Source organism: Stenotrophomonas maltophilia (assembly GCF_047497515.2).
Classification (GTDB): domain Bacteria; phylum Pseudomonadota; class Gammaproteobacteria; order Xanthomonadales; family Xanthomonadaceae; genus Stenotrophomonas.
The window spans coordinates 46,143-68,336 of sequence record NZ_JAXAXL020000022.1 but is presented as its reverse complement, the minus strand read 5'-3'; the positions used below and the strand labels follow the sequence as shown (position 1 = coordinate 68,336).

Below are 22,194 nucleotides of genomic sequence, written 5' to 3'. Positions count from 1 at the left end.
TCGAAAAGACCTAGAGCCGAACGGTCGTCCGCGCCGGGCTCTCGGCACCTAAGGTGCCAGAGTCGGAAGAGATAAGAGCCGAGCCATGCTCGGCTTCGGCAATGACTCGACTCTACACGCCGGTCAACCGGCCAGCGCGCCCAGCTTGCGCATCCGCGGCGCCAGGGCCGCATGCATCACCGCCAGGTGCATCACCACCGCCAGTTCCGGCCCGTGGCGATCGTCGCCGGCGCGCCACTGCTGGGCCAGCCGGGCCGCATCATCCGGCAGCAGTGCCAGCAGCTGGGTATCGTCCAGTGCATCGGCCGCGCCCTGTAGTTGGCGGGCCATCTGTCGTGACTGCCAGACATGCACGCCGATACTGAGGCTGGCCAGTGACATCAGCACCACGGCCAGGCCGTGCTCGAACCACTGCGACAGGACTTCCGGACCCCACAGCAGGGCCGCCATGACCGCCAGCGCCGGCAGGCGCCAGCCCAGCCAATGGGTACGACCACGCTGTGGCCAATGCACCACCACCGCGCTGGCCACCAGTGCCGCCGCCGCCGTGGCCGGCAGTTCGGTCAGCCAGGTGGCCGCCAGCAGCACCCCGAGCACGGCCCAGATCCAGCCGGGGGGCAGCGCCCGCCGCTGGTAGTCGGCCCCGACGGGTCCGACCAGCTGTCGCAGGCTGCGTTGTTGGCTTGCCTCGGTCACCCACAGTCTCCGTGTCTTTCCTGGCCCGGATGGTCGTCGCCAGTGTGTCGCAAATTCGTGCCAATGACGTTACCAATCCGCTATGCCGGCCGCACTACACCTCGCTGACGATTGCCAAGGTGACTGTTCAGCTGTTTTGCCGTAGCATTGCCAGCGTTGGGCAGGCCCTGGCCGTGGCAACACGGAATCGGCCTTGTACCTTGCAGCACTGTAGAAACCGGGGGTGCATTGTCCCCGCGACGCCAACGGCGCCGGTTATCAAATTGCAGAAATATCAAAGCCCATCAATGCTTTAGCATGATGGGCTTTTTCGTTGATGGCCGCCGCATAGGCAGAAATGGGCATCGATTGGCAGCGTTTGGTCAACTTCTTGGTCAACATTCGATGTTGACCAAGATCGCGATCAGCGCGTGGGTGGATCGCCGAGCTGCTGATTTTCATCTTCCAATGCCTTGATCGTGTTTCCGATCACCGTGTGGAAGCCTTTATTCACGCCGTCGACCGCCTTCCACCTTGTCTGTGCTTCGGGACCCCACTCATTCTGATCCATGCAGTTACTCACCGCGTCTATCACCGCATTCATTGCGGAAACAACGTCGGTCGAATGAATCCGTGCTTGGAAAGGTACCAACTCTGCAGAGCTCAGCCGCAACTCTTCCTTGGCCTCCGGTGACCCGTCGGAAGAAGACCGAACGTTTCCCAAGCCCACCGAGTACTCGCGCTGATGGGCGAGGACGGTTGCTGCACGCACAAAGCGAACCATCAGGGGCTGAAGCGCCAACAGATTCTGACGTTCCGCGTCCAGCCTTCGCATACGTAGTGCGTCGTATCGCTGCTCCCGCCGCTGCGTAGCTTCGTGCTTTCGCCTGCTCCTTTCCGTGAAATGATCCTGGAGCCACTTCAACCCGAAGCCAATGATCAGCGTAGCCACCGGCACCAACCACTTCCAGTCGCTGCCATCGCTTGCCGCTGCGGTGGCCGCCGGAGCAGCCTTAGCCGTCGCCACGAAAAAAGCTTCAAGCATCTTCAGATCCCCTGTGTCCTCGCGCTATCTTGCCTGAACGATGTGCTGAATTGATCAAATCGCCAATTTGAGCAAACCGGCCCTGCAGCGGCCGCACAGACTCCTCGCCTTCCATCCCTGGAAAAGGCGGCTTCAGGTGATTCTTGGCCAGCCGATTGCCTCGGATCGCTTCGCGCCACACTACGATCTTTGCCACTTCGTCTCGAAGTCTCGCCTCATGCCTCGCCACCCAGAGCTCGGCACCTGCTCGTCCCTGCTCGTAGCTGGTGCACTCCCGACATGGTCCGCCACCAGGCCCATGCCGATGGCGATCGAGGTGAGCCACCCAGACATCGTCGTCGACACGCTGGGTCATGGAGATCCCCGTACTGCCTGACGTTGAGCCAGAGCGACACGGCCAGCAGGCTGGCCAGGATGGCCACCCACTTCCAGGCTGCCCACCAGGCATTGATCGCCGACCTGGTGATCACTGCAGGCGGCCTTGGCAGGTCGCCATTTCCCACTGCCGGCGATCAATGATGCCGCCGCACTTCGAACGCTACTGCGGCAGCGCGCAGTCAAGCTTCGCGCCGCCGATGGTGACGTACCGCCACTTCCACATTTCGCCGCATGCGGCCTGGCGCTCGCCGGCGTTGAGCCGCTTCGCCGCGGTGCTGGCGCAGAACGCCGGGGTACCGATGTTGTAGGCGAAGTGACCCCAGGCCTTGATCTCGTGGAAATCGAACTCGCCGCGAACGCACTGCCCCATGTGGCCGAGCATGGTGCGCACGTAGGCCGCCTCCAGCCTGGTGCACTCGTCGTCGGTGTAGCGCTTGCCCTTCACCACTGCCGAGCCCGTGATGCCGGCGCAGACAGTCAGGATGCCGGCAGAGTCGTAGTACGGCGTATAGCAACGACCTTCGTGCGCCGAGTCGTTCGTGCCCAGGGCAGCGACAAGCGCTCCGATCAGCGCCAGCGGCGCGGCGGCGAAGCCGACGCGTTGCTTGGTGCTGAGCTTGGTGTCAGCCACGGCGGCGGATCCACGCCCAGAATCGCTTGGCGTTGCCCATGCGTGCAGTCCACCAGGCAGACCCTTCGCCCCAGTTCTTCACCATGACGGTGAACGTCTGGACCGTGGTGAAGATGATCGTGCCGATCAGGGCCCAGTCACTCAGGGTGTAGCCCGGCGAGTCCGTCGCGGCGGTGACGCTCACAACCGCTCCGATCTTCGAACCTGCGACCGCCAGGTCCGTTGTGATCTGCTCTTTGATGCTCACCGCGGTTCCCCCAATGAAAGGAGGCCGGCATGGCCCACCACTACCGCGGCTGCAAGGTCGCGCGGACACCAGCGGCGCGTCTCACGACGGCCTATGTGCTGGCTTGAGTGGTGGCCATGACTACCGGCCGTTTGGTAGCGGGAGGTGGATTCGAACCACCGACCTCGTGGTTATGAGCCACGCGAGCTGCCGGACTGCTCTACCCCGCAAACAAGAAGGCCGCTGATCGACCAGCGGACTCCCACGTCCTGGTCAATCAACGGCCTTTGAATTGAGGCGCCCATAAGAACGCCCACTGTAGGAATACAAACCTACTTTCGGTTCCCGAGGCAACTGCGGTTCCTCATGAGGAAGAAATCTTCCTCATGAGGAAACAAGTGAGGTCAGCAACGTGAACAGCCCGGCGCCTTCAACATTGACTCTGTTCAGAGCGACGCGTGGAGGTCCCTCACCGCGGTGTTTAGGATCTCGTCGGGTGACACATTCTTTTCGCGGAATCCCCCTAGCTCCCTCACAACCCGCTGGTTCTTGCTCAACATCGTATCCAAGCTAGCCTGCGAACCAGCTGGCGCAGATCCATTGGCAACTTCGTCTTCCAGACGATCCGCCTCACGAGAGGCCCGGCCAAGCAGGGATACGCGCGAATGCAAATCTTGCACCGAATTTAGGATATGTAGCAGAGACTCTTTGGCTTGCGCACCGAATTCCTTTTCAACCGGCGGAAGCAGCGCATTCAACTCATCGTAATCACCCTTGACCGCATCTAGGGCGGCCAGAGACGACTCGACCACACTGGTTACTCTCCCCATCGCCACCCTAATGGTGTCGGCAGAAAGCTCGTCGTCAAGCGCTGCAAAGTCCAAACGAGCACGCCCGGCTGCCTGCGCCAGCCGCACTGCACCTTCCACAATCTTCGCCTTCAGCTCGTCCTTCGTCATTGCTTTGCTCCTTAGGGTGCTCTGTAGCGGGAAACCCGCCCTAACAAACCTTAACAAATGCGACAATCCCGGCCAATACAGGGAGGGTGTCGCAATGGTTGAGACCGTACTGGGCATGACCGAGCTTCAGATCAAGCTCTTCACTGCGATCGGGCAGATTCTCGTCGCTGCTGCAGTAGGTTTGATCGCATGGCGCCAATGGCGCACTGCACACCAGCAGGCGGAGACCGCACGGAACAAACTCCGGCTCGACCTCTTCGAGCGAAGGATTGAGGCCTACAACAAACTTAGGGGCATCGTTAACAGGCTTATAGACGGCGCTGGCCCCGAACCTGCCTTCTACGAACTTGTCGCCCTGATTGACGATATGAGGTGGCTCTTCGGCATGGACGTCATGAAGCGCGTGCGCGAAGATGTTCTTGGTGTCATGTCCGATTTCAAGGAGGCGCGCCTTGCATTGGAAGGTCCGCAATTTCCAAGTAGCTCACTCGTGGATTTGTACAACGAGTGCGTGGGTGAAGCCCGAGTCGCCCGCGACGAGCTACCAGAGATCTTTCAGGACGCCCTGACGCTTCTGGACTAAGCCCGCCACAGCGCCTTGCGAAACCCCTTCCGGCTACCGTGAAGCGCTTCCTGCAGAACAGCGCTGGCGCACTTGTGAGTCTTGATGTAGTTGCCCTTGCGCATCTTGGCGGACTTGGCCAGGCCGGCGAAGGGCTGGCGCCGCTCCGGCCACACCAGTTCGTGGGCTGCGTCGTAGATCACCAAGCGAAGACGCCAGCGATCGGCGGGCTTGCCGAGATCCAGAGGCCGCGGCCGCATTGCGCGCACCTCCTTGGCCACCTGGCGGTAGGCAGCGAGGGAGAGCCTTGCGATCGCAGCGGGTCCCATCCGCGTCGCTACAGCCAGCGCGGTGTGCTTCTCCAGCGGGTTGCGCATGTAGCCGACCGCGCCAGCGATGTCGCTGCTGCCCAGCGGCGCCAAGGTACTGCGCCCCTCCACTGGCATGCGGTAGCCCCCGCCAACCAGCAGGCGCGACAGCAGCTCCAGGACATCGCCCTTGCCCTTGCCCTCGTCATCGAATCCATCCGGGGCTGCGCCGCGGCGCCGCGGGCCTGCGCTGTCGTCCGCCGCCGGCGGAAGAACCGGTGCACGGTGGCACCAGGCATCCAGCGCCGCCGCCAGGGCACCGGCAGGATCCTGGCCAACGAACACGGCTGAGGATGCACCGCAGCTGCAGCACTGAATCTGTGCACCGCGCGGGAACAGGCCGGTCGGGGCGGCACCACAGCGGCCGCACTGAACTGATGCGCTGCTGTCGAAGATGGCTCGGCGCGGCCCACAGTGCCGGCATTGGAGCTGCACGAGCTGCGACTCGCGACCAGGCCAGCACACCTTCGCCTTGCCGTTGCAGTTGGCGCAGGACGGGATCTTCTTACCCTTGAGAAACGCCACTTCGAGCTCGCGCGAGGCAGAGAGCGCGTTGGTACCGACTGCAGCTTCGTTCATGGCGTCTTTTCCTGGGTCTTCTTTGCATCCTCTGCGGCGCGCGCCTGGGCCAGCACCTGGGCATAGGCCTCGGGGTGCTGGTCCTCGAAAGCAGCGAGGGTTCCGCGGGCCCATTTCCCGCCGCCCAGTTGCTTCAGCCATCCGTCAGTCGCACAGAAGCGGCGCGGATCCACGCCATGGGCCCGAACATCCTTCGCGGTCGTGAAGCCATCGAGCTCAAGATCGGCCAGCACCTTCAGCGCGCCGACCTTCCAGGGCGTCAATTGCAGCGGCGCCGGTACACCAGCGGCCACTTTCGGCACAAACTCAGGCAGCTCACAGCGCTTGGTGGGGTTCCAGTCGGACCATGCCGTGGGCCCCAATTCGCGGAGATCGCCGGATGCGCGGTCCCATGGGGCGGCCTGGTGCAGGCCATGCCGATGCACCTCGGGCTGGATCTGCTGCCCGGGCTCCGTCTTCCACCGGCCGATGCAGCTGTCCGGCACCAGGATCTGCACACCCAGCGCATCGAGCATGCGTGCAATCCCGTACCCGTATCAGATGCGCCACACCTTTGCCTTCCAGGCGCTCAGCGCGGGCGAGAACGTGATGTGGGTGGCGCGCCAGATGGGGCACCGCGACTGGACGATCACCGCCAAGAAGTACGGCCGGTGGATCCCGTCGATGGTCCCCGATGCCGGCTCAAAAGCTGCGGACGTTTGGGCGAGCGCTGCAGCAGTAAATACTGCAACGGCGACACCGCAAAGCTAAAGCAGCGACGCACAGTAGTTCAGCCCCCACCTCAAACCAGCGGTCTCAGCAGGCGCTTTCGGCCACCAGCTGCAGGAAAATCGCTTAGCGGCAGGCCTGGATACATTTACCCAGGCCTGCCATTGCTTAAAGACCTTTGGCCAAGCGCCTAACGTTGAGAGACACAACGTTGTTGGGCAGCCTTGCGACGTCGTTCGTATGCGCCTGACTGGATTCCTCCTCAGGTATGAACTCATCGACGACTTCCGGACCCACGCCAAACATGCCGCAGAAACTTTCATACGACAGCAACGACTCGCGAAAACTCAGGCGCACAGCGTGCGCAAAAAGCTCAGGCACCTCGCTCGCTATCAAGGCATCTTCCCGTTCACCGCGAGCCTCACCGCCTCGGCTCAGCCTTATCACACCGGTCTTATATTGATCCTCAGTGATAACACCCAATTGCTTCGCGCGATAGAGAATTGCCGACTTGCTGACTTTCCACCGCAGCTTCATCTCCACCAATCCCTGCCAGTTCAAATGTCTGCCACGCAATGGTGGAAATTCCCTGACAAACGTCGACCTCGGCAGCAAGAACGCGCCGGCAAACCGATTAGCCTCGCCCTCAGTCTTCCGATCGCCGGTGACCAAGCCACAGTGCATCACAAGGTGTCCCAGCTCGTGCGCCACATCAAAACGTCCTCGACACGAGGACGCCTCTGCATCGTTGACCACAATCACTGGCCTAGCCGTACCAATGGAACAGGCATCAACCTCTCGAGCAACGCCTTTGAACCTGGTCACCAAAACCCCGGCGTTCTCTACAACCCGGATCATGTTTTGAATTGGCCCCAGACCAAGCCCCCAATGTCGGCGACAAGCCTCGGCTGCCTGCTCGATATCCACCACTGAACCGGCTTCAATCTGCGGAATGTTCAACTGTGGGAGAAGTACTTTGGATTCCAGTGTCGCCACGATCCTACGAAACATTTCACCTTTGGCGAGCGCGACTTGCTTAATCGCGGCCTTGGCAGTGAACCTCTTGCGGAAATGAAAAAGATCTTCACCGACCTCAGCACTTGCCTGACGAATAAAGAATGAGGGTCGCACACTGAGCATTTCCGAGATGTAGTCAACCACTTCGTCCGGCGGCGTCAGCTGCTCCGTCTCGATCTTATGAACATACTGTCGGGTCTTGCCGATTCGCGTCGCAACGTCCTCCTGGCTAAACCCGTTGAATAGGCGCGCAAGCCGGACATTGGCACCCAAGATTCGAGATTGCATAAAGTATTCCTGCCACGCTCTTACTGGTTCTTCCCTTCAGCGTCGTCCTTCTTGGACTCGGCTTCCAGGCGCGATCGCGCCTCTGCTGCGGAAAGATCGACAGACTCGGGCCGAGAATCGTCTACGCTGACAATGACGGGGGTACTGGTCGAGTACTTCCAGCGGAAGACCTCAACCTGATTGGAGTCAAATCCGACGAAGTGAACGTCGGGTTCCTCCTCCGCGACTTGGGGCTTGGCCACAATGAAGCGGAACATCACTGGCGCGTCGTTCTGACCAGGGAAAAGCTGATCGGATTCGTTGCGCTTGTAGAAGCCAGGCTTCTTTGGGCTTGACGGATCGTCGGCAAAGAATCGACACGGGACGCCCTCGATCTCGAACGTGACATCCATCGCAGAATTGGTGAGCTGAAGCCACCCATGCTGCCCAGACTGGCAAAGTGCAATCAAGGAGTTACGCTGCCGCCCGAAGGTAGCAGTGCCTCTGGTGTATCCGTCATCAAGCGGGGAATCGAGCAAGCGCTCCGTTTCGAAGAGAACGTCAAGCAATGCCTCGGATACGACACGGAGGCGATGCTCGGAGAGCTGGGGGAAATGCGGAGAAGGTCCTTGAGCCACGGCGCCACCTTTATGCATATCGGGGAAGTTGTCACCGCCAACTCTATGCATTTTCGGCCCACTGTCAACCAGAATCGCATGTGATGTCCGGAAGCTAGCTCCTTGGGCGCCGACTCCCCATTCAGGTTAACCTTCGGCCCGCCCACTCCACGGGCCGTTCATGCTGGGCACCCCTCCACGAAACTCGCCACGTGACTATTCATGAAGACTGCCGTACCATTCGCGTCGTTAGGCGGGTTCTTGGTCAACATTTGGTCAACCAAGGACCTGAAAGCCTTGCAAGACTTGAAGAAACCGGGGGTGCATTGGTTTCGACGGGGGTTGTGAAGTCGCCTGGCGCATGCCGAGGGGGTAGCTTTCCTCGTAAATCCAGCTGCAAAACTCTAGTTGCCAACGACGACAACTACGCTCCGGTCGCTCTCGCAGCCTAAAAACTGCGGTGCGTGACCTTCTGCCGACTTAGGCGGAGCCTCGAAACTGCTTGTGTCCATGCTCGCAGCGTAGAGTCATTATCATGGAATCGCGCTGGGCGGCTGCCTGTCAGTCCGGCACTAGAACACAACAGGCTGGTTCCCGGATGCGCTTTGCACGCCGTGCTGTTCGGGGATGAGATCTAACGGCGAGCTAAGCATGTAGTGCTGGGGATGGAGTGCCTTCGGACGGCGGTTCAATTCCGCCCACCTCCACCATCTGTATGGCCTCTCGGGGCCACGAAAAGCCGGACAGCCCGTCGATTGGGGTCCGGCTTTTTTGTTTTCCGACGATGCCCTCGCCTGCCTTGCCCCGATGTCCCTGCCAATGCCATGCGCATGGCAGACAGTCACAGATTCTGAGACCCATATGCAATAGAGTCCTTTCGTCACACGACGTGACCCGACACCTGAAAGGACATCAGATGAAGCGCATCACCCTCTATGTAGGCCTGGCCGCAGCGTTGGCACTGGGGCAGGCTTCCGCTGCCACGCCAGGCTCGCGTTATCTGCAGCTTGCCGCCGATCAACGGGTACAGCCCGGCACCACCACCCTGCTTTCAAGCGAGGTCGAATTGAGTGCGCCTGGCTGGGTATATGTACAGTCGGACGGGCGTTACTTCCCGGGTGGGAGGTCTGCCGCCAACGCCTACATCACCATCAACGGCGAGATCGTCTCCAACGACAGCTATATCGACTGGCGGCAGTCGACGTCCGCCCAGCAGCACTCGTTCAATGCCATCGGTGCCAAGTACCTGCCGGCCGGACGACATACGGTCACGCTGGCCGGGCAGGCCATCGGTTCGGCGGTCAACTTCGGATCCGCCAGCAACCTCTCCGTACTCATCACCTCTGCGGGCTCGGTTACCAACAGCCGTCTCCCAAGCGACACCGCGCAGCTTGACTTCAATACCGTCGGCAGCCCGGAGGGAATGGCCTTGCAGGCCAAGGACCGCAAGCTGCTGATGACCGCCCAGGCAGGCAACCCCGGCGGCCCCATCGTGGCCATGGCATCGGGCCGCGCATTCGCCTGGGGAAACTACGGCGACGGCATGCTGGGTATTTTCCTGAACGAACAGGAGCCCGGCATCGAGTCGATGACCTGGTCGATCAATGACATCTTCAGCGGTGCAGAAACGCAGGCGCCCTTTTACTCGCAGGGCCTGTTCGTCAACCCGCCGGCTTACAGCAGCGTCAGCTTCGTCGCGTCCGAATCGCCGTATTACCAGCCGCAGGACGCCAACACCAACAACGTGAAGTACAAGTTCGGCGCCAATTCGCGTCTGGTCACCCTGTCCAACGGCTTTGGCGTGGTCGGCAAGGGTCTGAACCCAGGATTCAACTACGCCGCGGGAGGCCCTTACCGCCGCTTCGCCTATGTCTGCGTCGGGACCAATGGATTCGCGCCGGGGTGTCCGTCGATAGGCTCTCAGGTGGTGATCGGCGAGGGCCAGGTCTGCATCCCGCAAGGGCACAACGGTGTGGTGCTGTTCTCGACGAAGTCCCGCGTCCAGGGTGATCAGAACGACGGTGGCGGCAGCGTGTTCCTTTTCCTGAAAATCGATGGCCAGCAGGTCGGCAGCCTTGGCACCCAGCAGTTGGGCTCCAGGCCGGACGCCGTGAGCACGCGGACCATTTCCGCCAGCTACCTGAGTGCGGGCTCGTCCGCGCTGGGAACGGGCTGCCACACCGTGCAGGCGGTCGCGCAGGTACTGGGAGATTTCCGCCACATGTCGCTGAACGCTGACATGCCTTTGGTCTGGTTCGACTGACACCTCATGTAGGTGGGGCCGGTGGCCGGGTTCGCCCGGTCGCCCGCCCTCTACGGTTGCACCCTCATGCCCACTGCCACGCGGCTGGCCAGGTAGCCGATGCCGCCACACAGCAGCATCACCAGCGGTGGTGGAATCCGCGTCTCAAGCCAGCGCATCGCAGCCCCCGCATCCGTCCATTCATCCCAGTGTCACACGGGAATGCCTGAATCGCCTGCACGGCAGGGATTGCGAGACTCAAACCGACCGCCCGGTATCTTCCGCTTTGACAGGCCGGCCGCTAGAGTGGCGCCACCGCGCAGGAGGATCGTATGGCTACCACGGGCTTGGGCTTCATCGGCCGCACGACCCTCATCATCACCGTGCTGCTCACGCTGGGCGGCTGTGCAACGTTGCGCCAGTTCGGGCCATCGGTGCAGGTCGCCTCGGTCACCCCGGCCCAGTACATCGCGCTCAAGCGCGGCGACATCCTGACCTCCGGCAAGCTCAGCGCTGCGACCACGGAGACCCTGCGCGTGGCCGGCCTCGATGAAGGTGTCTGTGCCAAGCCCGGCCTGCCCTGCATCGAGGCGATGGAAGCCAGCATCGTAGTGCGCGAGGAGGACAAGCGTTCCAGCCTGGCCGAGCTGTGGCTGCAGTACGCGATGACGCTGCCCGCACCCAAGCGCGAGTACTCCGCGTCGGGCCGCGCCAAGACCGCGATCACCGAACTGGATGCCGACTTCCAGCCGCGCCTGGATGCATGGATGCAGGTTGCGCGGCAGGCCTACGCCTATCTGTTCTTCACCGAGCGCACCGCCAACCAGCGGGGCTTCGAAGACCGCCAGACGCAGGTGCGCGACTACTACAACCTGGCCGTGCAGGAAGCCTCCGTGCAGCTGTACAACGCCTATGCCACCGGTCGTGTGCAGGGCGAGGCCAGTCACTTCCAGCTGGGCCGCTGGACCTTCGTGCTGGCGCCTTCAGGCGAAGCGTCGCCGCTGGACACGCGTACCCCCAGCGAGCTGGTACCGGCGGCCTCGCTGTCGTTCACCGGCACGCTGCGCAGCGTGCACCGCCGCGACGGCTTTGGTGCCGAGCTGGTTGCGGTAATGAACGACCCGGCCAGCACAACAGCGGCCACCACGCCGGCCACGCGCACCACCGCCTCGACCACGCAGAGCTGGAGCGAGATGCCCTCGCCGTCGATGACGGTGCTGCTGCGCTTCTCGGGAAAGAACCTGTGGGAAGTGCTGCACGACGACGAGCCGGAACTGGAGATCCACGATCCCTACCAGGTCACCGAAGTCACCCTGCATGGCCAGCAGGTGCCGCTGGCGGCGAACTTCACCGCCGGTTATGCGCTGTGGCTGGCCCGATCCAACTTCAGCCACCAGTCGCTGCGCTCGCTGTTCGGCGGCAAGGGCGGCATCGACACGCCGCATCTGTACATGATGCAGCCTTATGATCCCAATCGCCGCGTGCTGTTGATGATCCATGGCCTGGCCAGCAGCCCGGAAGCCTGGGTCAACGTCGCCAACGAACTGATGCGCGACGACGAGATCCGCGAGGATTTCCAGATCTGGCAGTTCTACTACCCGACCAACATGCCCATCGCGATGAGCCACGATGCGATGCGCCACACGCTGGCCGAGGTGTTCAGGCACTTTGACCCCAGTGGCAAGGCGCAGGCGTCGCACGACATGGTGCTGGTCGGCCACAGCATGGGCGGGGTGATCGCGCGGCTGATGGTCTCTTCGTCCGGTGACCATCTGGTCGACACGCTGCTGGCCACTGCACAGATGACACCGGCACAGCGCGAACTGCTGCGCACCAAGGGCGCGCCGGTACTGACCTTCCTGCCGGAGCCGGAAGTATCCCGGGTGGTGTTCATCGCCACGCCGCATCGTGGCACCGACGTGGCCGGCACCCGGGTCGGGCGCTGGATCGGACGCCTGGTGCGGCTGCCGCTGACCGTGCTGGAAGACGTCGCCACCATCGCCAACGACGGCCAGATCGATCGCAACGACGGCAAGCACGGCTACCAGATGAACAGCATCCAGAACCTGGACAAGGATGATCCCTTTGTCCGTGCCGTGGCCGACCTGCCGATGTCACCGAACGTGCATTACCACTCGATCATCGCCCGCGCGAAGGCAGACGGCCCGCTGGACAAGACCGATGATGGGCTGGTGCCGTACTGGAGTTCGCACCTGCCGCACGCCGATTCGGAGAAGGTGATCGTGTCCGGCCACAGCGTGCAGGAAGCCACGCCGGCCATCGTCGAGCTGCGGCGGATCCTGCACGAAGACATGCAGCAGCATGATGCGGCGATGAAGTAGCCGCGGGCGACTGAGGGAAATCCCTCATCGCGCGTGCGCACACGCCCTCCTATGCTGGCCACACATCCCCGCAGGAGGTCCGCATGAACACGCCAGAACCCAGCCGCCAGCCCAGCCCCGACCCGGCCGAGCGCGACGCCTTCTTCCCGTCGCCGTATTCGCTGTCGCAGTTCACGTCGCCGAAGAGTGACCTGTCCGGTGCCGACTATCCGGATGCACGCCGCGATGGCCGCTGGAAGGTGCTGATGATCGCCGCCGATGAGCGCTACCTGCCCACCGCCAACGGCCACCTGTTCTCCACCGGCAACCATCCGGTGGAGACCCTGCTGCCGATGTACCACCTGGACAAGGCGGGCTTCGACATTGACATCGCCACGCTGTCGGGCAACGCCGCCAAGTTCGAGTGGTGGGCCTTCCCGCGCGAGGACAAGGAGATCGGCGGCCTGTACGAACGTTATGAAGAACGTTTTCGCAAGCCGCTGCGGCTGGACGATGTGGTGGCCGCATTGGATGCCGGTTCGGACTATGCGGCGGTGTTCATCCCCGGTGGCCACGGCGCGCTGATCGGCCTGCCCGAAAGCCCTGCGGTGAAGGCCGCGTTGCACTGGGCGATGGCCGAGCAACGCCACATCATCACCCTCTGCCACGGCCCTGCGGCATTGCTGGCCGCAGGCGTCGACGAAGCCGATGGTGGCTCGCTGTTCCGCGGCTACCGCATCTGCGCCTTCCCCGATGCGATGGACCGGCAGACCCCCGATATCGGCTACATGCCCGGGCAGCTGCAATGGTTCTTCGGTGAGCGGCTGACGCAGCAGGGCGTGCAGATCGTCAACGAGGGCATCGACGGCAGCGTGCTGCAGGATCGCCTGCTGCTGACCGGCGACAGCCCGCTGGCCGGCAACGCGCTCGGCAAGCTGGCCGCACGCACCCTGCTCGACGCACTGGCTGGGCGCTGATCCGGATGACCGCGCTGGTGCAGGCGTTGCTGGAGCTGGAACGCGCCCGCTCGCTGCATGCGGTGGGCGCGGTACTGCGCAGCATCGCCGCACCGCTCGGCTACGACCGCGTGCTGGTGTTCGCTACCGGCACCGGCCTGGAACGCGGCGCGCAACGCGTGTACTGGATCGAGGGGGATTGGCTCGGCGATGGCCCCGCCACCGACCTCGCCCGCTACCTGCATGCCTGCCCGGTCAATCGCCATGTGCTGGACAGCGACACGCCGTTCTTCTGGAGCAAACGCCAAGGGCTGCGCGGTGAGCGCTACCAGGTGGTGAAGCAACCGCGTGGCAAAGGCCTGCATGGGCTGCAGGTGCCGGTGTTCGGCATCACTGGCCTGGAAGGCGCGGTCAGCTTCGCCGGCACGTCGATTGATGCCTCCGCCAGCACGCGGCTGTTGCTGGAGGCTGCTGCAACCGCAGCATTCCGCGCCGCGCGCCGCCTGGCTGAAGTTCCTGCAGCGCTTTCCGGAAGCCTGCTGAGCACGCGCGAGCGCGAGGTGCTGCGCTGGGTCGCCGCCGGGCGTCGACAGGCGGAGATCGCCGCCACGCTCGGGCTTTCCGCGCGCACAGTGGAAAACCACCTGCGCCATGCACGCCAGCGCCTGGGTGTGGCAACCACGGCACAGGCGATCCGCGCGGCCAGCCGTCGCGGCGAGATCGAAGACTGATCGCAGCCAGGCACTTCCGGTGGTCGGGTTCGCGTGATACACACCCCGTGCGCATGTGCGCGATTGCAGAAAGCAGGGATGATGCTTATGAAACTGCAACTGGCCGCAATGGCCGCCTTGGTGGTAGCAACCGCAACGCTGGCTCCGGTGGCCGATGCCAATGCCGGCGTACCGGGATCGAGCATTTCGTGCGTACCGGTGAATGTGGACCGCAACCGCGTCCACCAGCACTGCACGAAAACCTATGTCGACGAACAAGGCAACGTGCACGAGGCCGAGTACTGGATCGACGAGTACGGCAATCCCTATCTGAAGTAAGTCCCCATCAACAAGGATCGTGAGGATGAGACTGCAAAAAGGTTTGTCGGCCGGTGCGTTTGCCGCCGTGCTGGCCATGGCCATGCTGGCCCCTGTCGCCACCGCGACAGCCGCCGAAGTCGTCGAGGTGCAGGAAGAGTGCGTGCCGTTCCGCATTGCTGGCAACGTGTTCCACCAGCGCTGCACGTCGTACGTGGTCTACGACAATGGCACCCGCGAAGCCACCGGGCATTACAACCGTGACGAATACGGGATGATCTACGACCCCTGATCGCCACTGCACGATCCGCCGGGCGGGCCCTTCTGCGCTCGCCCGGCATTCCCCAGCCGCCCGTCCCGGCATACCGCTGCCCTCGCCTTCCATGGCATGCTCCGTGAAACCGTTTTCATGGAATGGAGGGATTCCACGATGTTGTCGCATTTCCGTCGCCCCGCGCTGTGTGCGCTGTTGGCGCTTGCTCTGCCCGCTGTTGCCTGGGCCGCCACACCGGCGCCACTGAAAGTGATGTCGTTCAACGTCCGCACCCCGGCCGATACCGAACCGGGCAAGCGCTGGCCCGACCGCCGCGATGCGATGGTCAAGGTCATTCTCGATGCACATCCGGCAGTGATCGGCACCCAGGAACTGGTGAAGGAACAGGCCGATTACCTGTCCGAGCACCTGCCCGGCTATCGCTGGTTCGGCGAAGGCCGCCGAGGTGGCAGCGGCGACGAGCACATGGGCGTGTTCTACGACACCCGGGTGCTGGCCATTGAGCAGTCCGGCAACTTCTGGCTGTCCGATACGCCGGACGTGCCGGGCAGCATCAGCTGGGGCAACCTGTATCCGCGCATGGTTACCTGGGCGCTGTTCCGGCGTCTCGATGATGGCCGCCGCTTCTATTTCATGGACACCCACCTGCCCTACCGCGACGAGGACGAACCGCGCCGGGTGAAGGGCGCCGCGCTGATCGGCAAGCGCCTGGCGGCACTGCCGGCCGACCTGCCAGTGGTACTGACCGGCGATTTCAACAGCGAGCCCGGCGGTGACACGTACAAGGCATTCACCGGCCTGCTGCACGACACCCGCACCCAGGTGGGCGCCCCGCAGGGCCCACGCCTGACCTTCCACGATTTCACCGGCAAGGCCACCGCACAGCTGGATTGGGTGCTGGTGCGTGGTTTCCGCGCGCGCAGCTTCCTGACCGACGACCGCCGCATCAATGGCGTGCTGCCGTCGGACCACTTCCCGCTGGTGGTCGAGCTGGACTGGCCGACGCACTGACCTGCACGGCAGCCGCAGCTATGGCGGCGGCTGCCGTGACAACAGGCGGTACAGCGCCTGGTGCTGGTCACGGGCCTGGCAGATGCGGGCGCCGACCGCCAGGAACACGGCGATACCGATCAGGCCCAGCCCCACCATCGGATCGGGCAGGCGCACGAAACCGATCGCAGCGGCCATCGTCGCCAATACCAGCAGCACCACGACCGCCACTGACAGCCCGGCCCCGGGTGGCCCCGGATCACCGAACAACATGCGCCGGGTATCCCGTTTCTCATTGCTCATCGCCTGTCCTCCCAAGGGCCCGCTCCACTAGTTACACGGCGGACGGCGCTTCCGGCAGAGTCAGAAACGTCACGACTGTGACGACGTCCACAGCATGCGCTGCGCTAGGCTGTCGCTATCCCCGATTTGTGGAGGACGCCATGGCCCACCAGAGTCGTCTGGCCGGATTCATCATCGACTGCCAGGACACCCCCGCCGCCGAGGGCGCGCGCTTCTGGGCGGCGGCACTTGGCCTGCAGGCACAACCCCCGCATGCCGAAGACGGCGCCGAATACGCTGAACTGGGTGGCGCGCCGGCCGGGCTGCAGGTGGAGGTGCAGCAGGTCACGCACCCCTCGCGGGTGCACCTGGACATCGAGAGCGACGATATCGATGCCGAGGCCGACCGTCTGGAGAAGCTCGGCGCGCGCCGGATCGGATTCGTCAAGCGCTGGTGGGTGATGGAAGCGCCAACCGGCCATCGCTTCTGCATCGTGCGCATGCGCGAACGCGCCGTCCAGGCCAATCACTGGCCTTGAAGGAAGCAGGGGACGGAAGCCTGCGCGTCCGTCCCCTGTTGGTTACTGCACCTGCGCCACACTCGGTGACTGCGGCGACTGCCCCCAGCCGCCCAGTGCCTTGTACACGCCCACCACGCTGACGTTCACTTCTGCCTCGGCCGCAGCCAATGCATCGTCGGCGGCCAGTTGCGTGCGCTGCGCATCGAGCAGGGTCAGGAAGTCCTCCGAGCCCTCGCGATAGCGGATCTGCGCCAGCGATTCGGCACGCCGCGCCGCCTGCGCCTGTTCGACCACGATGCCCAACCGCGCCTGCTGCTTGGAATAGCGGGTCAGCGCGTTCTCGGTGTCTTCCAGTGCCAGCAGCACCGCCTGCTCGTACTGCGCGGCCACGCCCTCGGCCTCGGCCTTGCTGGCACGCAGGCGAGCACGCACGGTGCCGAAATCAAAGGCCGCCCAGCTCAGCGACGGGGTCAACGACCAGGCCTTGTTGTTGCCGTTGACCAGGCCGCTGGCATCGCCACCAAGGAAGCCGACGAAGCCGGACAGCGACAGCCGCGGGAACAGGTCGGCGGTGGCCACGCCCACGCGTGCGGTCGCGGCCGCCAGTCGACGTTCGGCCACGCGCACGTCGGCACGCTGGCGCAGCAGTTCGCGGGTATCGCCGAGCGGCAATGCCTTGGCGAACGCCGGCACCTCGTGCGGTGCGAGCATCGCGGTGAGCACTTCCGGGCGCTGGCCCAGCAGCACCGCCAAGCGGTTGCGCGACTGTGTCTCGGCCACTTCCAGCAGCGGGATGTCAGCCTCGATCGCCTTCAGGCGGGCACGGCTGCTCTGCACGTCCAGTTCGCTGCCGGCACCGAGCTCCCAGCGCGCCTCGGTCAGCTTCTGCGTGTCGCGCAGATTGACCAGGGTGTGCTGGGCCACGGCGATGCGCTTCTGCGTGCCACGCAGCTCGAAGTAGTTGCGTGCCACTTCGGCGGCGACCAGCACCTGCGCATCGGCCAGGTTGGCCTGCTCGGCGTCCAGGTCGGCACGCGCGGCTTCTGCAGCACGGCGCTTGCGGCCGAACAGATCCAGCTCCCAGCCGGCGTCGAAGCCGAGCTGGTAGCTTTCACTGAACACCCGCTGCCCACCCAGCTGCGGATCGGGTTGCTTGCGGCGGTCGTAGCTGCCGCCAGCGGTAATGTGCGGGGCCTGGTCGAAACGGCTTTCGACGAACACCGCGCGGGCCTGGCTGACGCGGGCCACGGCCACGCGCAGGTCAAGGTTGTCCGACAGTGCACCGTGCACCAGTTCTTCCAGCACCGGATCATCGAACTGCGCCCACCAGCTGGCCACCGGCGAGGTGGTACTGAACACCGGCTGCTGCGCACCGTGCAGCACCACCGGCTCCTGCACCGGCGCCTTGTAGTTCGGGCCGACGCTGACACAGCCCACCAGCACCAGGCTGGAGACGGCCATCGCCAACGTGCGGATCACCATGGCAGCACCTCGCCCCGGTAGGTGAAGCTGCCGCTGGCACCGGATTCGCCGATCAGCGCCATTTCCACGCTGGAACGTGCGCCTTCGCTGATTTCGATCTCGCCATTGCCACCGTTCATATCGGTCTTCACGTAACCCGGATGCACGGTGTTGACCTTGATCGGGGTGTTGCGCAGTTCGTAGGCCAGGCTCAGGGTCCAGCTGTTCACTGCCGCCTTGGAGGCGTTGTAGGCCGGAATCTTGAAATCGTAGATGCCCGACGCCGGGTCGGCGTGCAACGTCTGCGAGCCGAGCATGCTGGAAACATTGACGATGCGACCGGACTTGGCCTGCTTGACCAGCGGCAGGAACGCCTGGGTGACTGCCACCAACGCATACACATTGGTATCGAAGGTGCGCTTCCAGGTATCGAGCGACTGTTCCGACGGCGCCTGCGCCGGGTTCTCGATCATGATGCCGGCGTTGTTGACCAGGATATCGAGCCGGCCGTGGCGCTGGCGCACCTGCTCGACCGCCTCGGCGATGCTCGCTGCATCGGTCACGTCCAGCTGGATGGCTTCCACCGGCAGGCCCTCGGCCTGCAGCTTCAGCGCCTGCTCCACGGCGGTCTCGCGCTTGCGGCCGGCCAGCAGCGTGTGCACGCCGGCCTGGGCCAGCTGGCGCACGGTCTCGGCACCGATACCACGGGTGGCGCCGGTAACCAGCGCGATCTTGTTCTGATGGGTATTCATGGATTCATGCCTTGTGAGGGGAAAGCCGCCGCCGGCCAGTGACCGGCGGCGACGGGGTTCCATGTCAGTGATGGATGGTCGGCTCGCCGTGCTGCACCAGCTGGCCACCGCCGTTACGGGTGACGAACTTGCGCAGGGCGACGTAGAACACCGGGGTGAGGAACAGGCCGAACAGGGTCACGCCCAGCATGCCGGCGAACACGGTGATACCGGTCACCGAGCGCACCTCGGCGCCTGCACCGTGGGACAGCACCAGCGGCACGGTGCCGGCGATGAACGCGATGGAGGTCATCACGATCGGGCGCAGGCGCAGGCGGCAGGCTTCCAGCGCGGCTTCAACGATGCCCTTGCCGCCCATTTCCAGCTCTCTGGCGAATTCGACGATCAGGATCGCGTTCTTGCACGCCAGGCCCATCAGCACCACCAGGCCGACCTGCACGAACACGTTGTTGTCACCGCCGGTCAACCACACGCCGAACAGCGCCGACAGCAGGGTCATCGGCACGATCAGGATCACCGCCAGCGGCAGCGACCAACTTTCGTACAGCGCGGCCAGCACCAGGAAGGCCAGCATGATCGCCACCGGGAACACAATGAAGGCCGCCTTGCCCTGGGTCGCCTGCTGGTAGCTCAGGTCGGTCCATTCGGTGGTCATGCCCACCGGCAGCACCTTGCCGGCAATCTCGGTCAGCTTGTTCATCGCCTCGGCCGACGACAGCAGGCGCGGGTCGGCTTCACCGGCCAGGTCCGCTGCCGGATAGCCATTGAAGCGCAGCACCGGGTCCGGGCCGAAGGTCTGCTTGATGGTGACCATCGAACCGATCGGCACCATCTCGCCACGGTCGTTGCGGGTACGCAGCTTGCCGATGTCCTCGACCGTCTCGCGGAACGGACCGTCGGCCTGCGCGATCACCTGCCAGGTCCGGCCGAACTGGTTGAAGTCGTTGACATAGGCCGAACCCAGGTAGGTCTGCAGGGTGTCGAACAGCTCGGTGAGCTGCACGCCCTGCGCCTTGGCCTTGACGCGGTCCACTTCCGCATCCAGCTGCGGCACGTTGGCCTGGTAGCTGGAAATCGGGAAGGCCATGCCCGGGGTCTGCGCAACGGTGCCCTGCATCGCCTGCACGGCATTCTGCAGTGCGCCGTAACCCAGGTTGCCGCGGTCCTCGATGAACATCTGGTAGCCGTTGCCGTTGCCCAGGCCGAGGATCGGCGGCGGCATCATCGCGAACGCGAAGCCCTCCTGCAGCCCGGCGATCTTCTGGTTGATCTCGGCATTGATCTGCGCGGCAGTACGGCCATGACGCTCGGCGAACGGCTTGAGCGGAATGAACGCCACACCGGTGTTCGGCGTGTTGGTGAACTGCAGCGCGTTCAGGCCCGGGAACGAAATGGTGTGGGCCACGCCGTCGGTTTCCTGGGCGATCTTGGCGACCTTGCGCAGCATTTCATCGGTGCGCGCGATCGACGAGCCTTCCGGCAGCTTCACACCGGCGATCAGGTACAGCTTGTCCTGGGTCGGAATGAAGCCTGGCGGCACCAGCTTGAAGATCACGCCGGTACCGACCAGCAGGATCGCGTAGACCACGAACACCGCACCACGACGGCCGAGGATGCGGGCCACGCCACGCTCGTACTTCTCCGAACTGGACTTGAAGAAGCGGTTGAACGGACGGAACACCCAGCCGAACAGGCGGTCGATCAGGCGGCTCGGGCCATCCTTCGGCGCGCCGTGGGCCTTCAGCAGGCGCGCGGCCAGGGCCGGCGACAAGGTCAGCGAGTTGATGGCCGAAATCACCGTGGAGATGGCGATGGTGACCGCGAACTGCTTGTAGAACTGGCCGGTGACACCGGACAGGAAGGCCATCGGCACGAACACGGCACACAGCACCAGCGCGATCGCCACGATCGGGCCGGACACTTCACGCATGGCCTGGTGGGCCGCTGCGGTGGGCGACAGGCCTTCTTCGATATTGCGCTCGACGTTCTCCACCACCACGATCGCGTCGTCGACCACGATGCCGATCGCCAGCACCAGGCCGAACAGGCTCAGCGTGTTGATCGAGAAGCCCAGCAGGTACAGCGCGGCGAAGGTACCGACCACCGACACCGGCACCGCGATCAGCGGAATGATCGAGGCACGCCAGGTCTGCAGGAACAGGATCACCACCAGCACCACCAGCGCGATGGCTTCCAGCAGCGTGGAAACCACGGCCTTGATCGAGTCGCGCACGAAGATGGTGGTGTCATACACCGCTTCGTACTTCACGTCGGCCGGCATGGTCTTCTGCATCTCGTCCATCGTCGAGATGACCTGGTCGCGGATCTCCAGCGCGTTCGCACCCGGCGACTGGAAGATGCCGATACCGACCGCGTTCTTGCCATCCAGCTGCGAGCGCAGGGTGTAGTCACCGGCGCCCAGTTCCAGACGGGCCACGTCGGCCAGGCGCACGATCTCGCCATCGGTGCCACTCTTGAGCACGATGTCGCCGAATTCCTTTTCGGTCTTCAACCGGCCCTGGGCATTGATCAGGGTCAGGAACTTGCTGTCCGGCAGCGGTTCGGCGCCGAGCTGGCCAGCCGAAACCTGCACGTTCTGCTCGCGCATGGCGCGCACCACGTCGCTGGCGGTCAGGCCGCGCGAGGCCACCTTGTCCGGGTCCAGCCAGGCGCGCATGGCGTAGTCGCCGCCACCGAAGATCTGCGCGTCACCCACGCCCGGGATACGCGCCAGCGCATCCTTGACGTGCAGGCGGGCGTAGTTGCGCAGGTACAGGGTGTCGTACTTGCCTTGCGGCGAGGTCAGGTGCACCACCATCAGGAAGGTCGGCGACTGCTTCTGCGTGGTCACGCCCTGCCGGCGCACGTCCTCGGGCAGGCGTGCCTGCGCCTGCGCCACGCGGTTCTGCACCTTCACCGCCGCCGCGTCCGGGTCGGTGCCCGGGCGGAAGGTGACGGTCATCTGCAGCACGCCATCGGAGCCGGCCACCGACTTCAGGTACATCATGCCTTCGACGCCGTTGATCGCTTCTTCAAGCGGCGTGGCAACAGTCTCGGCAATGACCTTGGGGTTGGCGCCCGGATACACCGTGCGTACCACCACCGACGGCGGCACCACTTCGGGGTACTCGCTGATCGGCAGGATGGGAATCGTGATCAGGCCTGCGGCGAAGATCACGATCGACAGCACCGCCGCGAAGATCGGCCTGTCGATGAAGAAACGGGAAAAGTCCATGGAGGAATTCCTGGGAAATGCCGTCGGCGGGCAACAGCCACCCTGCCCCTCGCCGAGATGACGAAGGCAGGGAAGGCTGCCGCTGGCGCCGGCAGCTAAG

Annotated in this window: 25 protein-coding genes, 1 tRNA gene and 1 other RNA gene; 12 read left to right on the top strand and 15 right to left on the bottom strand. The window is 64.0% G+C overall.

Annotated features, from left to right (window positions below):
* Positions 1-123 precede the first annotated feature (123 nt).
* The 7 genes from ACMZPQ_RS20980 to ACMZPQ_RS20950 all read right to left on the bottom strand — a co-directional run bounded on the left by ACMZPQ_RS20980 (position 124) and on the right by ACMZPQ_RS20950 (position 3,914).
* Positions 124-696, bottom strand: coding sequence for a hypothetical protein (locus ACMZPQ_RS20980; protein ID WP_197582541.1), 573 nt, complete (start codon positions 694-696; stop codon positions 124-126).
* A gap of 258 nt (positions 697-954) precedes the next feature.
* Positions 955-1,137: a hypothetical protein gene (locus tag ACMZPQ_RS20975; protein WP_197582540.1), complete on the bottom strand. Its 183-nt coding sequence runs from the start codon at positions 1,135-1,137 to the stop codon at positions 955-957.
* Positions 1,100-1,720, bottom strand: a complete 621-nt coding sequence (locus tag ACMZPQ_RS20970) for a hypothetical protein (protein WP_197582539.1) — start codon at positions 1,718-1,720, stop codon at positions 1,100-1,102. The genes ACMZPQ_RS20975 and ACMZPQ_RS20970 overlap by 38 nt, the downstream gene beginning before the upstream one ends.
* Before the next feature lie 538 nt (positions 1,721-2,258).
* Entirely contained in the window at positions 2,259-2,729 is a 471-nt protein-coding gene (locus ACMZPQ_RS20965; protein WP_312646069.1) for a lysozyme, read from the bottom strand.
* A complete protein-coding gene (locus ACMZPQ_RS20960) occupies positions 2,722-2,976 on the bottom strand; it encodes a hypothetical protein (RefSeq protein WP_312646071.1) in 255 nt (84 codons plus the stop codon). The genes ACMZPQ_RS20965 and ACMZPQ_RS20960 overlap by 8 nt, the downstream gene beginning before the upstream one ends.
* Positions 2,977-3,108: 132 nt before the next feature.
* Positions 3,109-3,185 (bottom strand) — tRNA-Met (locus ACMZPQ_RS20955).
* Positions 3,186-3,401: 216 nt separating this feature from the next.
* Complete coding sequence (locus tag ACMZPQ_RS20950; RefSeq protein WP_197582537.1) at positions 3,402-3,914, bottom strand: hypothetical protein; 513 nt, start codon at positions 3,912-3,914, stop codon at positions 3,402-3,404.
* Between the two features lie 94 nt (positions 3,915-4,008).
* Here ACMZPQ_RS20950 and ACMZPQ_RS20945 point away from each other — a divergent pair, with 94 nt between their 5' ends.
* Entirely contained in the window at positions 4,009-4,497 is a 489-nt protein-coding gene (locus ACMZPQ_RS20945; RefSeq protein ID WP_197582536.1) for a hypothetical protein, read from the top strand.
* Here the strand turns inward: ACMZPQ_RS20945 and ACMZPQ_RS20940 are convergent.
* A complete protein-coding gene (locus ACMZPQ_RS20940; RefSeq protein ID WP_414486141.1) occupies positions 4,494-5,423 on the bottom strand; it encodes a hypothetical protein in 930 nt (309 codons plus the stop codon). The genes ACMZPQ_RS20945 and ACMZPQ_RS20940 overlap by 4 nt on opposite strands.
* Positions 5,420-5,938 carry a hypothetical protein gene (locus tag ACMZPQ_RS20935; RefSeq protein ID WP_312646073.1) on the bottom strand — a complete coding sequence of 173 codons (519 nt, stop codon included), beginning with the start codon at positions 5,936-5,938 and terminating at the stop codon, positions 5,420-5,422. Before ACMZPQ_RS20935 ends, ACMZPQ_RS20940 begins: the two co-directional genes overlap by 4 nt.
* Between ACMZPQ_RS20935 and ACMZPQ_RS20930 the strand changes: the two genes are divergently transcribed.
* On the top strand, positions 5,937-6,173 hold the full coding sequence (locus ACMZPQ_RS20930; protein WP_312646075.1) for a site-specific integrase: 237 nt from the start codon (positions 5,937-5,939) through the stop codon (positions 6,171-6,173). The genes ACMZPQ_RS20935 and ACMZPQ_RS20930 overlap by 2 nt on opposite strands.
* Positions 6,174-6,299: 126 nt before the next feature.
* On the opposite strand, the gene ACMZPQ_RS20925 is transcribed toward ACMZPQ_RS20930, so the two are convergent.
* Positions 6,300-7,436, bottom strand: coding sequence for an ImmA/IrrE family metallo-endopeptidase (locus tag ACMZPQ_RS20925; protein ID WP_197582534.1), 1,137 nt, complete (start codon positions 7,434-7,436; stop codon positions 6,300-6,302).
* Between the two features lie 20 nt (positions 7,437-7,456).
* Positions 7,457-7,828 (bottom strand): hypothetical protein, encoded by a 372-nt coding sequence (locus ACMZPQ_RS20920; RefSeq protein ID WP_197582532.1) that lies wholly within the window; start codon positions 7,826-7,828, stop codon positions 7,457-7,459.
* 27 nt (positions 7,829-7,855) lie between these two features.
* Between ACMZPQ_RS20920 and ACMZPQ_RS20915 the strand changes: the two genes are divergently transcribed.
* From ACMZPQ_RS20915 to ACMZPQ_RS20875, 9 genes are all read left to right on the top strand, one after another.
* Positions 7,856-8,137, top strand: a complete 282-nt coding sequence (locus ACMZPQ_RS20915; protein ID WP_197582531.1) for a hypothetical protein — start codon at positions 7,856-7,858, stop codon at positions 8,135-8,137.
* Between the two features lie 212 nt (positions 8,138-8,349).
* Positions 8,350-8,742, top strand: a transfer-messenger RNA (tmRNA) gene (gene ssrA, locus ACMZPQ_RS20910).
* A 206-nt stretch (positions 8,743-8,948) separates the two neighbouring features.
* A complete protein-coding gene (locus ACMZPQ_RS20905) occupies positions 8,949-10,295 on the top strand; it encodes a hypothetical protein (protein ID WP_197582530.1) in 1,347 nt (448 codons plus the stop codon).
* A gap of 311 nt (positions 10,296-10,606) precedes the next feature.
* Positions 10,607-12,616: a PGAP1-like alpha/beta domain-containing protein gene (locus ACMZPQ_RS20900; RefSeq protein ID WP_197582529.1), complete on the top strand. Its 2,010-nt coding sequence runs from the start codon at positions 10,607-10,609 to the stop codon at positions 12,614-12,616.
* 83 nt (positions 12,617-12,699) lie between these two features.
* Complete coding sequence (hchA, locus tag ACMZPQ_RS20895; RefSeq protein WP_197582528.1) at positions 12,700-13,572, top strand: glyoxalase III HchA; 873 nt, start codon at positions 12,700-12,702, stop codon at positions 13,570-13,572.
* A 5-nt stretch (positions 13,573-13,577) separates the two neighbouring features.
* The gene (locus ACMZPQ_RS20890) at positions 13,578-14,282 is read left to right on the top strand and encodes a PA1136 family autoinducer-binding transcriptional regulator (protein WP_414486142.1); all 705 of its coding nucleotides are present in this window, start codon (positions 13,578-13,580) and stop codon (positions 14,280-14,282) included.
* Between the two features lie 87 nt (positions 14,283-14,369).
* A complete protein-coding gene (locus ACMZPQ_RS20885; RefSeq protein WP_197582526.1) occupies positions 14,370-14,600 on the top strand; it encodes a hypothetical protein in 231 nt (76 codons plus the stop codon).
* Between the two features lie 25 nt (positions 14,601-14,625).
* Positions 14,626-14,871, top strand: coding sequence for a hypothetical protein (locus ACMZPQ_RS20880; RefSeq protein WP_197582525.1), 246 nt, complete (start codon positions 14,626-14,628; stop codon positions 14,869-14,871).
* A gap of 138 nt (positions 14,872-15,009) precedes the next feature.
* Positions 15,010-15,864 carry an endonuclease/exonuclease/phosphatase family protein gene (locus ACMZPQ_RS20875; protein ID WP_197582524.1) on the top strand — a complete coding sequence of 285 codons (855 nt, stop codon included), beginning with the start codon at positions 15,010-15,012 and terminating at the stop codon, positions 15,862-15,864.
* Between the two features lie 18 nt (positions 15,865-15,882).
* Here the strand turns inward: ACMZPQ_RS20875 and ACMZPQ_RS20870 are convergent, their stop codons facing one another.
* Complete coding sequence (locus ACMZPQ_RS20870) at positions 15,883-16,146, bottom strand: hypothetical protein (protein ID WP_197582523.1); 264 nt, start codon at positions 16,144-16,146, stop codon at positions 15,883-15,885.
* 140 nt (positions 16,147-16,286) lie between these two features.
* Here ACMZPQ_RS20870 and ACMZPQ_RS20865 point away from each other — a divergent pair, with 140 nt between their 5' ends.
* Positions 16,287-16,664, top strand: a complete 378-nt coding sequence (locus ACMZPQ_RS20865) for a VOC family protein (RefSeq protein WP_197582522.1) — start codon at positions 16,287-16,289, stop codon at positions 16,662-16,664.
* A gap of 42 nt (positions 16,665-16,706) precedes the next feature.
* Here ACMZPQ_RS20865 and ACMZPQ_RS20860 read toward each other — a convergent pair whose 3' ends face one another.
* The 3 genes from ACMZPQ_RS20860 to ACMZPQ_RS20850 form a co-directional block, all read right to left on the bottom strand.
* Positions 16,707-18,128, bottom strand: a complete 1,422-nt coding sequence (locus ACMZPQ_RS20860) for an efflux transporter outer membrane subunit (RefSeq protein WP_197582520.1) — start codon at positions 18,126-18,128, stop codon at positions 16,707-16,709.
* A complete protein-coding gene (locus tag ACMZPQ_RS20855) occupies positions 18,122-18,859 on the bottom strand; it encodes an SDR family oxidoreductase (protein WP_197582519.1) in 738 nt (245 codons plus the stop codon). The genes ACMZPQ_RS20860 and ACMZPQ_RS20855 overlap by 7 nt, the downstream gene beginning before the upstream one ends.
* Before the next feature lie 64 nt (positions 18,860-18,923).
* Positions 18,924-22,094 carry an efflux RND transporter permease subunit gene (locus tag ACMZPQ_RS20850; protein WP_197582518.1) on the bottom strand — a complete coding sequence of 1,057 codons (3,171 nt, stop codon included), beginning with the start codon at positions 22,092-22,094 and terminating at the stop codon, positions 18,924-18,926.
* Between the last annotated feature and the right edge of the window lie 100 nt (positions 22,095-22,194).